Annotated in this window: 12 protein-coding genes, 4 tRNA genes and 1 other RNA gene; 6 read left to right on the forward strand and 11 right to left on the reverse strand. The window is 39.2% G+C overall.

Annotated features, from left to right (window positions below; genetic code table 11):
• Positions 1-224: 224 nt before the first annotated feature.
• The 11 genes from LBH49_03325 to lepA all read right to left on the reverse strand — a co-directional run bounded on the left by LBH49_03325 (position 225) and on the right by lepA (position 9297).
• A complete protein-coding gene (locus LBH49_03325; protein MDR0351650.1) occupies positions 225-1853 on the reverse strand; it encodes a hypothetical protein in 1629 nt (542 codons plus the stop codon).
• A gap of 162 nt (positions 1854-2015) precedes the next feature.
• Positions 2016-2852 (reverse strand): hypothetical protein, encoded by an 837-nt coding sequence (locus LBH49_03330; GenBank protein ID MDR0351651.1) that lies wholly within the window; start codon positions 2850-2852, stop codon positions 2016-2018.
• A gap of 73 nt (positions 2853-2925) precedes the next feature.
• On the reverse strand, positions 2926-3357 hold the full coding sequence (locus tag LBH49_03335) for a YraN family protein (GenBank protein ID MDR0351652.1): 432 nt from the start codon (positions 3355-3357) through the stop codon (positions 2926-2928).
• A 73-nt stretch (positions 3358-3430) separates the two neighbouring features.
• Positions 3431-3506, reverse strand: a tRNA-Thr gene (locus LBH49_03340).
• 8 nt (positions 3507-3514) lie between these two features.
• Positions 3515-3590 (reverse strand) — tRNA-Thr (locus LBH49_03345).
• 20 nt (positions 3591-3610) lie between these two features.
• A tRNA-Lys gene (locus LBH49_03350) sits at positions 3611-3685 on the reverse strand.
• A 280-nt stretch (positions 3686-3965) separates the two neighbouring features.
• Positions 3966-4784, reverse strand: a complete 819-nt coding sequence (locus tag LBH49_03355; GenBank protein ID MDR0351653.1) for an ABC transporter permease — start codon at positions 4782-4784, stop codon at positions 3966-3968.
• 79 nt (positions 4785-4863) lie between these two features.
• Positions 4864-5613, reverse strand: a complete 750-nt coding sequence (fabG, locus tag LBH49_03360; GenBank protein MDR0351654.1) for a 3-oxoacyl-[acyl-carrier-protein] reductase — start codon at positions 5611-5613, stop codon at positions 4864-4866.
• A 64-nt stretch (positions 5614-5677) separates the two neighbouring features.
• On the reverse strand, positions 5678-6886 hold the full coding sequence (locus tag LBH49_03365; protein MDR0351655.1) for a class I SAM-dependent RNA methyltransferase: 1209 nt from the start codon (positions 6884-6886) through the stop codon (positions 5678-5680).
• Positions 6887-6894: 8 nt separating this feature from the next.
• Positions 6895-7500, reverse strand: coding sequence for a hypothetical protein (locus LBH49_03370; GenBank protein ID MDR0351656.1), 606 nt, complete (start codon positions 7498-7500; stop codon positions 6895-6897).
• A complete protein-coding gene (gene lepA / locus LBH49_03375; protein MDR0351657.1) occupies positions 7501-9297 on the reverse strand; it encodes a translation elongation factor 4 in 1797 nt (598 codons plus the stop codon).
• Positions 9298-9410: 113 nt separating this feature from the next.
• On the opposite strand from lepA, the gene efp reads away from it, so the two are divergent.
• From efp to LBH49_03405, 6 genes are all read left to right on the forward strand, one after another.
• Positions 9411-9971 carry an elongation factor P gene (gene efp / locus LBH49_03380; protein ID MDR0351658.1) on the forward strand — a complete coding sequence of 187 codons (561 nt, stop codon included), beginning with the start codon at positions 9411-9413 and terminating at the stop codon, positions 9969-9971.
• A 71-nt stretch (positions 9972-10042) separates the two neighbouring features.
• Positions 10043-10414, forward strand: coding sequence for a dUTPase (locus LBH49_03385; protein ID MDR0351659.1), 372 nt, complete (start codon positions 10043-10045; stop codon positions 10412-10414).
• Positions 10395-11621, forward strand: coding sequence for a M23 family metallopeptidase (locus LBH49_03390; GenBank protein MDR0351660.1), 1227 nt, complete (start codon positions 10395-10397; stop codon positions 11619-11621). The genes LBH49_03385 and LBH49_03390 overlap by 20 nt, the downstream gene beginning before the upstream one ends.
• Positions 11622-11675: 54 nt before the next feature.
• Positions 11676-11749: transfer RNA gene (locus tag LBH49_03395), tRNA-Gly, on the forward strand.
• 77 nt (positions 11750-11826) lie between these two features.
• Positions 11827-12209, forward strand: a transfer-messenger RNA (tmRNA) gene (ssrA, locus tag LBH49_03400).
• A 230-nt stretch (positions 12210-12439) separates the two neighbouring features.
• Positions 12440-13225, forward strand: coding sequence for a DNA/RNA nuclease SfsA (locus LBH49_03405; GenBank protein MDR0351661.1), 786 nt, complete (start codon positions 12440-12442; stop codon positions 13223-13225).
• Positions 13226-13317: the final 92 nt, after the last annotated feature.

Here is a 13317-nt window from a genome sequence, read left to right on the forward strand (position 1 = left end):
AACTGTCTGACCAGATGTAATATCTTGTGTACATCCTAAGCCGGTAATTACTAATGGATTTGACATTTTATTATCCCTTCGGCTAGTAATTTTAAAAAATTATATCAAATTGACAATGAATTTATGAGCCCTAAGCCGTGGATTTATTATTACCTAGTAAACATGTTTGTTAAATATCTTGGCTGAAGTATTTTAATATACTCACACATCACATACTAGTAAAATTAATTCATTTTTGAAGTATTAGTATAATTTTTAAATGCAGTTTGAATGCTATTCTTTAAAGATTTAAAATTATCTGCTTTACAATCTTCACTATCTAATCCTGCTAAAATTTCATTTATTTTTAAGAGTGTCGCCGATGGAGATCCCTCCGGAATAGGTGAGTCATTATTATTTTTATGGATAAAACCTATAGATATTTCAACAATGTACTTTATATGGCCTAGATAGGTACCTAATTGATCTTCTGGCACTTTCTCTAATATTTTAGAAAATATTGAAACCATATTATTAACAATTTCAGTCTGTTCATTATTTTTCGTAATATCTAATAAAGCTTTACCAAAATTTATATCAAAACTTATCACCTCTTGCTTAGAAGAAAAACCAGCAATAAGATTCTGCATACATGTATCTATCGTAGCAGCTAAACGAAGGTTATTGACCCTATCATCCAAAAAAGAATGGATCTTATCTATAAAATTTTTCTTAATAGGAAGATCTTTCTGTTTCGTAGAAGTTTCATTAAGTTTATCATTATCATTTTTTTTGCAGAAAAAATCTACAGCTGACTTGACAATATCAACGTAATCTTTTGCAAAAAAACAAACAACAGTGGATATAGAGACAAATATTCTTGCTCGCATTTTCATTGAACCATTAGCATTCATGTTCAAATTTACTTGATCACTGGCATAACTAGATACTAATTCAGCAGCAAACGTGCTAGTACTAATAGCAGATTTTATTGCAAAAGGAACTGCAGAAAAAAGACCAAGCATTGCTCCACCGGTAAATACAATTGAAGTAATCATGCTGGCAATAGAAACAAAACTAGCAACTCCTTTTAAAACTTTGCCAATGGTCTGCAATATTTTTTTTCTGCCAAAAATTGTAGCATTTTTGTAACCAAGCCTACCTTTACCTGATATAGATTGTAATGTGGATGCCATGACATTTTCTAAGCTCTTTTTCTTGGATTTCGAAAATTTTTCCGAATCGACATTCATAATCCCTTCCTTTATGACCTTAAGTATCTTTTTTTTTTCATCATCCAATTTTTTATCAAGTAAGTCTAGTTTGTATGGACAGAATATAGATATCAATTTTTTCAAATCATCTTCTTTAAAGATCGTAGATGCATTTTTCGAATTTAACATGGCTACATCTACCAGATTGGACAATACCTTTAAACAAGTAAGGTCACCAGGTTTTCTATGAGACATTATTCCATTTTTGCCATTGGCTTCAACTTCATCGGCTGCAGCAATTTCCTTAATTAACAAATCTGCTATGGCTACTTTGTTTGAAGAAAGATTTATGTCAATTTTATCAACGTTTATTACATTACTAGTTTTGCAAAAGTCATTTTTTTTTTGCATAGTCTGCATAGCTGTTTCTTTACCCAATATTTTAATAGATGTATTAGGTGAATCTATTGGTTTAGTATTTTGAATTAGCTGTTTAGTAGATTCGCTGTTACTGCCCATATCATCTTTGAATCTCTGATGATAAAACTCATTTGTATCGACTAGATTAATGTTATTTCCATTTTTTACCTCATCAACTTTAGGCTGATCAGGCATACTTGTGCTGGTAGTCGCTAATGAATTCGATATTCTGTTATCCATTTGAAAAATAATTTTAAAAAATTATATTAAATTAACAATGAATTTATGAGGCCTCAGCCATGGATTTGCTGCTACCCAAGGGTATGTTCACTGAACGCCGAAGATGGGATATTCATTACTTTTATTTCCATCTATCCACATGGCACCATTTAAGATACATGATCAAAGCCAACGGATAAGGATAGCTCCAAGTACAATTCCTCCCACGGTTCCTATTGCCATTCCTATCACAGTCCCCATACCTGGACGAATGGTGGTACCAGCGGCAGCCAAAAAGGTACTGGCTGTGGCCACAATATAACAAAAAAATTTCAGGCTTTCAGATTTTTCCTCTCGGCCAAAAATTGTAACATTTTTATATTCAGATTGCCCCATGCCGGACATAGATTGTAGTGTGGATGCCATAACATTTTCCAAATTCTCTTTTTTAGATTTTGAAAGCTTTTTTGAATCAGTCCTATTCATACCATTTTTTATGGCATTAAATATCTCTTTTCTTGCATTGGAATTATCACATACAGCGGTAAGTAAATTGAATTTATTTTGGCAAAATACAGCCATCAAATTTTTTAAATCGTCATTTCTAAAAACCGGATTTGCATCTTTGAAACTCAGTATGGCCACATTCACCAGATCAGACAATACATTTAAACAAACATCATCGCCAGGTTGTCTATGAGACGATAGGCTTCTTTCACCTTTGGCTCTAAGTTTATCTAGCTCAGCAATTTGACCTATCAATACCTCGGCAATGATTTTTTTGTCCGATATGGAATTTATTTTTTTTATATTATTAATATCCGTGGTCGATGTGTTAAATATCATACCATCATTCATTGGCATTGGAGTAACATTTAATGCTGACCAAATAGCTTTTTTGAATTTCAGATAATGAAACTCATTTGCATTGATCTGTGCGATATTATTTTCATTCCTTATTTCGTCTGTTCTAGGCTGGTCTGTGCTTGTGATAATTTGCGGATTTTTTATACTTGTCATCCCTAGGCCTCTCGTTTCAACTCGGCTAACATTCTAAGAAATTAATTTGGGCTAGCAATGAATTTATGGAATTTCAATAATAGCCCTGGGACTGCCAAAGCGGAATATTTTCGAAATGCCTTAGCTCTAGAGTGTTGTCAATTTTATCCATGGAAACATCCACCACATCGAATCTATGATGTTTTACATAACCAATCTTTGCCAGATAGGCATTGAAGGCAATTTTTAGGGATTCTCGCTTCTTCCTTGTGATGGAATCGTAACCGTTCACCAACGCATCGGAGCTTCTTGTTCTTACTTCGACAAAGACCAAAATTTCTCCATCCAGTCCGATGATATCGATTTCGTAATTTTTGTAGCTCCAGTTGGTTTTTAATATTTTGTAGCCGATTTTTTTTAGATACTTTTTCGCAGCAATTTCGCCGGCAAACCCAATACATTTGGCCTCGGTTTCCTTCATGGCCACCCGGGGATTGAACAGTGATTTTATGGCATCTACTAACATGGTTATTACAAATCTTTAATGTCAATTCGTCTAACATATGACCCATAGCTAAGATCATTATGATCAAGGTAGCTGGAGCCGGGAATGAGATTCGAACTCACGACCCACGCATTACGAATGCGTTGCTCTACCAGCTGAGCTATCCCGGCAAATATACTGGAGCCGACTGTCAGATTCGAACTGACGACCGTCCGCTTACAAGGCGGGTGCTCTACCAACTGAGCTAAGCCGGCATAACGAACCTTCGATCAATTGGTGGGCCGACTGGGATTCGAACCCAGAACCAATGGCTTAAAAGGCCACTGCTCTACCGTTGAGCTACCAGCCCCATCAATTAAAACTCGCCGCAATCTATATCTCTCTAACCGACTGTCAACAACCTTTTCAACTATTACTCTGATAAAATTTCAGACATCTACAACTTTGAAACAACTTATAGCAGCGCCTGTGTCAATTACATTGACATAAAAATGAAACAAAAATCATTGGGAAATAAATAATTTTTCCAAAATTAATATTTCGGTCACGGTAATCGTGGAAAAACCAATTTCAATTGTTTCAAAAAAATTCCAGATCGATGTTAATGACAATAAAACTTCTCCACTTCCTTAGATGGATGATCTATAGTTCTTGGTATTAATAGCATCCGCTATGATATTGAGTGATAACAACATCAATATAAACAGCATACATGGAATTATCAATAACCAAGGATAGGAATCCATGTAGCGGACACCATCGGATATGAGCAACCCTATCGAACTCCTTGGAGCCTGGACGCCCACGCCAATGAAACTAAGAAAAGATTCCATCAGTATAACGCTTGGTAACATCAGGGCCGAATAGGCACCTATTACTCCTATCAGATTTGGAAGGATATGTCTCCGTATCACCCCAATCCTGCTCTGGTTAAAACATCTGGCAGCTATCACAAAACCCTTTTCTCTCAAAATCATCACCTCGGCTCGCATAATCCTCGCCGGAGTCAACCATTCAACAAAAGACATGGCCATAAATAGAACAAAACAATCTTTGCCAAAAAACACCATGAACAATATCACTAACAGAATCAATGGAATCGGATACAATATGTCCACAAACCGCATCAGTATAAGATCAATAATGCCACCGCAATAGCCAGAAATAATGCCATAAAAAGTACCAAAAGTCATGGCACATAGCGTAACACAACTGCCGATTACAAGCGAAATCCTACCGCCATATAAAATTCTACTAAGCATATCACGACCAAGCACATCTGTGCCAAATGGATGATCTGCACAGGGCGCAACAGCCCCAAGATCTAAATCCTGCGTAAAATAGGTGTATTTCAAAAAATACGGAACACTAAAGCAGGCAACAATGGCTATTATAATATAGGCAAAAGAGAAATATAACAACCAATTCTTTTTATTCTCAGATCTCATAACTACTTAAGCCCCATCAACATCCATCAATTATATACACGAATATACACGACAAGGCCAGGCCAAACTAGTGCTGAAATCACATGGTCATTCCCCCGTCAACGGTAAAGACCTGGCCAGTGATATATTTCGCTGCCTCGGAACATAAAAATATCACCAGTGGCACCACATCTTCCACCGAACCCAGACGTTTCATCGGAATAAATTTTGACAGATCATCAATGGCCTTTTGGTCTAATTTAGCCGTCATGTCTGTGTTTATAAATCCTGGAGCTATTGCATTTACACATATTCCTCGAGACGCAACTTCCTTTGCGGCAGACTTTGTCAAACCGATTATGCCAGCTTTGGCCGCGGCATAGTTCGCCTGGCCAAAATTACCGATCTTACCCACCACCGATGACATATTAACTATTCTTCCCCAGCGTCTTTGGGTCATAGATCTCAGTAAATTTTTCAGCCAAAAAAAACAACTACTCAAATTGGTCCTAATCACTTCATCCCAATCTTCATAGGCCATGCGCAGAAGAATGGCATCCTTAATTATTCCGGCATTGTTCACAAGCACATCCACTGCCGGATGTCTTTCCAATAGGGCAGAACAAGCCTTTTCCACCTCTGTGGAATTTGAAACATCCACCGCCATGGCTTCGGCTGATCCACCGGAAGCAATGATTTCATCTGAAACCCTTGAACAGCTTTCTTTAGAGCGACTTACACAGACGACATGGGCACCATCCCGAGCCAATGCCCTGGCAACGCCCTCGCCTATTCCTCTACTCGCGCCGGTAACCACCGCGACGCGACCTGTAAAAGTCAACTCCACCATGGACTTATATCAATAACAACGAAACCTAACCAGTCAATATCCAATCACTTGGAACACCCAAATCTCAGGCTAATCTAAGTAAAACTACATTTTCGATATGTCTTGTCTGTGGAAACAGATCAAATGGCTGAACTTCCACAATCACATATCCTTCCTGCAGAAGCAGATGAACATCACGAGCCTGGCTATCTGGAGCACAGGAAACGTAGACTATATTTTTAGGCCTAAAGGCAGCCAACTGACTAATAAAACCACGATCACAGCCTCGACGTGGCGGATCCAAAATCACCGAAGAGTCTTTGCCAAGAAAATCGATATTTTCGAAAATTTTCTCTGCATCGCCGATGATAAAGTCCAGATTTGTGACTTCATTCTCCTCCGCATTTTTTCTGGCCAATTTTATCGCCTCTTGGTTTATTTCTATACCGACAATTTTTTCAAATTTGGCACTCCCGCAAATGCTAAACAACCCAACGCCACAGTATACATCAAGGAGATTCTTCACCTCACCGCTGGCAGCCTTTGTCAGTATAAACTCAACAAATTCTGGCAAAATATACGAATTATTCTGAAAAAATTCACCGGCTTTGAAATAAAACCTCTTGCCATCAACCTGTTCCATGACAATCTCATTATTATCTGAGGTCACCATTCCGGCCACCTCTCGCAGCAAAAGAGTTCCGCCTTTTTTGTGCTTCTTTGCCAAAATCGCTGCTTTCATCGGGCCAATGGCAGCATTAATTCCTTCGGTGGCAATGGCACAGGCATCCAAGTCGACTATGCTATGCCCACTGCTCTGTCGCAGAAATCCCAGATGGCATTTTCCATCCCTTGGCCTTTCGAAGTGTGGCGTTATTTTTGATCTATAATTGTATATTTTTGGCGATGGAATCGCAGCATTCACCACCACCTCCACAGCGGCCAATTTTTTGAATAACTCATTGACGTGCTTGGTCTTTAACTCCAATTGAGTCTCGTAATTCATATGCTGATACTGACAGCCACCGCACCAACCAAATAGCGCACATCTAGGCGAAACACGCTCACCGACCGAAGTTATAACATGAATCAAATCGGCCTCGGAATAGTTTTTATGGTTTCTAAAAATTTTCACCTTAACTTTTTCTCCAATAATTACTCCAGGAACCATCACCACCCAGCCATCCACTCGCCCAACACCCATGCCCAGGTTGGTGATATTATCGATGGTCAAATCCAGTTCCTGATGATAATCGAAGGGCACCGGAATAAAATTTTTTGGAGAATTATTCATGGCTCAAATCACATACAAATTTTGACCAGGTCAACCAATGATGTAATTTTGGAAACTTTTATGAAGTTAGTCAACAGCAATGCAGCCGCCAAAGCATCATATAAAGCATTATGTGGCTTACACTTATGGACTAGGCAATACTTGGCAGAAATTTCGTCCAGGGATTGACGCAAACCCATGTCATCGATCAATGCCATTAATGAATAGTCATCCATGTTCATGAAGCATCTACGATAGAGTAGCTTCGTATCAATCCAAGGCCCCCAGGAGCTGGTCAAGCCATCGGCATAGAATTTTGAAACCATACCAGGCGTCGGTAAATAGCTTCGTAGCAATAATTTTTCGGTTTGTGATGAATGGGCACAAAAGATTCCAGATCGACGTAAAGAAACAAATTTTGATACATGCTCACCAAATTCACTTCTACCATCAAAGTCATTATTTAATCTGGAGTGCTGCCGAAAGCCTCTGGATATAAAAGTTTCACTTTTGGACCTGCATCCAATTTCAACGCAACTAGATATCCTCATATTTGTCAATGTTACGACACCAAATTCAACCACACCAAACTCCCGATTCCCCTCAAAATCTAACACATGTATCGTTCCAAACATCTAGGATTTAAGTATTTTGACAAAAGCGTCTTGCGGTATTGAAATCTTACCGATTTGCTTCATGCGCTTCTTTCCCTCTTTTTGTTTATCCAATAGCTTTCGTTTCCTTGAAATATCACCGCCATAGCACTTGGCCGTCACATCCTTTCTCATGGCACTGAGCGTCTCTCGGGCAATTATTGTGCCACCTATGGCCGCCTGAATTGCAATGCTAAATAACTGCCGCGGAAGTATTTGTTTCAACTTTTCACATATTTCACGACCCCGGGACACAGCCTTGGATCGATGAACTATGGAAGAGAATGCATCGACTGGATCACCGGCAACTAGAATGTCCAGCCTCACCAAATCGGCTGTCACATAGTCACCAAGTTCATAATCCATTGATCCATAACCTTTTGTAATGCTTTTAAGCCTATCATTAAAGTCCACCAATATCTCGCTCAACGGCAATTCGCATAGCAAAATTAACTTGCCAGTATCAACGGTATCTGTTCTTTGGCATGAACCACGCTTTTCGGTTATCAAAGCCAACATATCGCCTACGGATTCATTTGGTATGTGAATGGTAGCCATTATCAAAGGCTCCTGGATATAATCTATGGCCGATGGATCTGGTAAATGCAATGGATTATCCACTTCAATCATCATGTCATCGGTTCGCATCACCTTGTAAACCACACTTGGATAGGTGGAAATCACATCCAAATCATACTCACGCCGAATCCTTTCTTGGACAATTTCCATATGAAGAAGGCCTAGAAATCCACAGCGAAAACCAAAGCCAAGGGCCACCGAATTTTCTAATTGATATATCAAAGCCGAATCATTTAATTGTAGTTTTGCCATGGCCGATTTAAGCTTTTCATAGTCCGAAGTATCTATGGGATATATGCCACTGAACACCATGGGCCTCACTTCCTTATAACCAGGCAACATTTCATCGGCCGGATCCTTGCTAAGGGTAATAGTATCACCGGTTTTCACATCTGTCACCAATTTTATACTGGTCACTATATAGCCCACCTGACCGGCCACCAGTCTTCCGGTCCGAAGCATTTTTGGTGAAAAAATTCCCACTTCTTTGACCTGAGCCTGTTGAGTTTTGCCCATTAACAATATTTCGTTACCCTCGGAAATTTCTCCAGAAAATACTCGCAAGTAACAAATGACACCCCGATAGGAATCGAACATGGAATCAAAAACAAGTCCTCTGGTCTTTGGATATTCCGATCCCTTTGGCTGAGGAATGCGGCCCACAATACTACTCAAAATTTCATCTATACCGATGCCAGCTTTGGCACTGGCAAAAATAACTTCCTCCTTTGGAATGGCTAAAATATCTTCGAGTTGTGCGATGACATATTCCGGTTGAGCGCTTGGTAAATCAATCTTATTCAAAACTGGAATTATGGTCAATCCCTGGTCCATGGCCAAATTAGCGTTCGCCACGGTTTGGGCCTCGATGCCCTGGCTCACATCGATCAAAAGCAATGCTCCTTCACAGGCAGCCAAACTCCTGGATACTTCATAGGAAAAATCCACATGACCTGGAGTGTCTATCAAATTGAACATGTACTCGTTATTGTTGGCATCCATATACTTCATGGTCACTGGGTGGCATTTTATGGTGATACCACGTTCTCGTTCCAGATCCATGGAATCAAGTAATTGATCCTGCATCTCTCGCTTTTGGACCGTATGGGTGCGTTCCAATAAACGATCCGACAGAGTAGTTTTTCCGTGGTCCACATGGGCAATTATGCAAAAATTGCGTATCGATTTTATGTCATTCATTCCGAGATTGGTCAGCAAATTTAAATGTGAAATTAATTTTGCAACGATAATCAAGAAATATTATACATGCAGTTTCTGCTTGATTTTGAATAACTATAAGTATTTATTTAACCATGGCTTCGCCAACAGATATAAGAAAAGGTCGTGTACTATTGTATCAGAATGTACCGCATCTCATTTTAGAAATGTTACATAGAACCCAGGGTCGCCAAGCTGGCTTTGTCCAGGTAACCATGAGGAATTTGCACACAAGTGCATCAACAACCGCAAAATTTCGATCCACAGATAATGTTGAATTTTGTCATGTTTCCACCCAAACTTTAGAATTTTCCTATGTGGATCAGGAAGGATTTCATTTTTTAAATCCAGAAACCTATGAATATACCATCCTTTCCAAAGCCACCGTCGAAGATCAAAAAAAATTCCTAGTCGAAGGCCAGGAATATGACGTATTATTTGTGGATGATAAAGCGGTTCAAATACAATTGCCTGCCTCGGTGGAAATAAAGGTGAGCAATTCTCCCGAAGGATTGCGTGGCGATTCAGTTTCCAGTGCCCAAAAACCCGCCACATTGGAAAGCGGTCTCGTGGTACAGGTTCCATTATTTATAAAAGAAGGAGATATCGTTAAAATCAGCACCGATGAATGCAAATACCTCGGAAGGATCCAATGATGAAATTTTCATAAGCCAAGATCATCATTTTTATTTGCAAAATCAGATGTAAATTCATTCTTTAGTAACAAATGGATAAATTGGATCATATGTTTGAGATGCAAACAGCCCTCACCGGACGAATTGGCATTGATAGTGAAAATTTAGATGAAAATGGAAAAATAGAATGGATTTTGAATTATTCAAGGGCTATGCAACAGGAACTTTCAGAACTTGTTGATTCAGTGCCGTGGAAATGGTGGGCTAAATATCAAGTATTCAATGAACAAAATGCCAGGGTGGAAATAATAGATCTATTCCACTTTTTGATAGCCATGGCCCAAGTCCTAGGGCTAAACTCCGATGATATCTATAACATTTATTGTAAAAAAAATAAAATAAACCACCAGAGACAGGATTCTGGTTATATCAACAAAGATGAACATGATTCTGAAAATATTTAAATCACTTAAAATTGCGCTGATCTTGGCCAGTACACTGACAACTTCATGCAGCACTGCCACCCATTATCGACCAGCCATCCAAGGGCCGCAGCCAAGAAATATCGAATCAGTGGATTTGTTTGACGAAAATGTAAATTCACAAAAAAAATCCATAGTCACTGAGCTGGACACTGGAATTTTTTCTTCAACTTTGGCAAAATCCAATCCCATAAGCGCTGAACCGCCGAAGCAGGCGAATGCCACGACGGTATTCATAGCCGGCCTATCCTGGCCCACTGACACTTCCTTTTTAGACTATCTGGATTCTCCAGAAAAATACCTACAGGCCACCGAATCTGGAATACCTGGATCCGGAGGTTTTGGTTTTGTCAGGGAAAACAATACTAAATACCACCAAGGCATGGACCTAAAGTCATTTAAACGCAATGGCCTAAACGAGCCCATGGATCAGGTGTTATGCATTCAGGATGGCATCGTAGCCTATGTGAATAGCGAATCCTACAAGAGCAGCTATGGGAAATATGTGGTGGTGGAACATATTTATTTGGATATCAAAATTTATTCGCTTTATGCCCATCTGAGTGAGATCAACGACAGCATCAAGGAAGGAAGCAGCATAAGATGCGGACAAATCCTAGGAGTTATGGGTAGGACATCAAATGTCTTTAAAATAGCCAAGGATTTAGCTCATTTACACTTCGAAGTTGGCCTTCAACTGGGAGATCAAAATAGCTTCCAAAGCTGGTATGATGAAACCTATGAAGCCAATGATAAAAATTTTCATGGCCAATGGAATGGACTAAATCTCATTGGCATAGATCCCATTGCGATACTGAAGGCGCTGAACAACGGAGATAACATTGCATCGATCATAGAAAAAGAACCAACGGCTCTTACCACCAGAACATTTTCAAATAAAATACCATATTTTGCCGAAAAATACGACAAGCTGTTGGGAAAAAAAATAAATGCCAATGACCAGGTAGTTGCCTGGGATATAGAATGGACATGGTATGGCCTGCCAAAAAAATTGACCCCAAGAGTTATGCAGGATATAAAAAAACTCGGTACTGATAAAACAAGCATCATTGAATACAGGAAATCTACAAAAAATTTGGCAGAAAAAAGAGACCTATTTAGCGTAAGAAATTGGCAGCCAATCATCGGCGACAGAATCCATTATACAATAAAAAAGCTCGGATTATAATAAAAGAAAAATCTTGACCAAAGCATGGCAAACAAAAATATGGTTCAAGTTGCTGCGGGCATAGTTTAGCGGTAAAACTTCAGCCTTCCAAGTTGGTGTCGTCGGTTCGATTCCGTCTGCCCGCACCACTTCAATTGATGATGTTTAGTTCTTTGAATTATGACATCTAATTCGCAGATACCTAACAAGGTACCTGTTTTTTGTCGGGGGTGTCTGGTTTCGACTGGGAAACGTAGATTGATGTTGCGTATCGGAGATGATGGTTGGCTCCGTAAAAATCCATCAAAAGATATAAATGGCAAAGATAAAAATAATGTCATAGCGGCTAACTTCGGTGACGAAGTTGTCGCCCTTGCTGCCTAATTGCAGCACATCGACCGGTTTGATTCTCGCTAGATCCGATTCGGTGTGTGAACAGCGAGAAACATTGGAATTGAGCACTCAGGGTTCCAATGTAATTAAACTGTGTGCTAGTTGGCGTAAATTTGTCGACGGATTTGCGCCCATGAATCCAATCATCGACTATATGCGTAGATACATCCTTTGAAATTTTGCAGGACGCGGGTTCGACTCCCGCCACCTCCACCTTATCATGCTCAGGTTATTTTATAAGCCAAAAATTTTCACAGCCGATGCTCTGTCTACTTCGGTTATTTTTATTGTTCCAGCTATTCTCATAGCATGCAAACCAATGATATCTTTTTATGATCCCGGCTGTTTCAGTATGGTCAAATCGAAAAAACAGGTAAATGAAATTCTTTGGTGTGGAATTACAATTTACAAAATAATTTTTATTGATTTACTATGTGCCCCGCGATATGTCTATTTGTTTAAAGAAGTTAGTGAATTCTTCCAAATTTAAATTTCATACGCCATTGATGGAAGGAATCATAAAATCTAGGCCAAATCGCTTCCTGATGGACGTAGAGATAGATGGTAAAATGGAAAAATGCCACTGCCCTACCACAGGAAAGGTAGGAAGAATTGCCTTTAATAATGTGCCATGCCTGCTTTCAAAATCCACCAACAGTCAGCGAAAAACCAGCCATACGGTGGAAGCATTTTCCTTGGATGCCATTGATAGTCCAGCCAAAACCTGGATCGGCATCAATCAGATCGCTGTCAATAAATACGTGGAGCATTTCCTAAAAGCTGGCCTGCTTGACAGCCTGATCCCGACTGATGAAATTATTCTCAGAGAACAAATTCTAGGTTCTTCCAGGTTGGATTTTCGCGTAGGCAATACCTATATTGAGGTTAAAATGCCGCTCATCCATCTATTCATAGAAACCGACGAAGAGCTGCCCAATCACGGTGCAATGACATTGGATCGATTCATCAAACATGTTAATGAATTAAGCAACAGTCTGGATGAAAATAATCGAGCCATTTTATTGACTTGTTTTGTGTTTGATGCGCCAAAATTTGCTCCACCGCCACCGAGCAAATACAATGCAGAAATATTTGAAACCATGAGGAATTCCATGAAAAAAGGTGTGGAAGTTTGGCAGCTAAATCTTTCCATAGACAGATTTGGCGTTGATTTTCTTCGCTATTTTGAGATTACTTCCACCATACATCAGTTTAAAAAAACCCATCATTAATACATTTCCATGGGGTAATTTTTCCGGTTTTCTATATTTTTCATTATTTTTTAAAAAAAATTCTTTACAAACTTCGATCAAATACATTGACT

Source organism: Puniceicoccales bacterium (assembly GCA_031255005.1).
Lineage (GTDB): Bacteria > Verrucomicrobiota > Verrucomicrobiia > Opitutales > LL51 > JAIRTH01.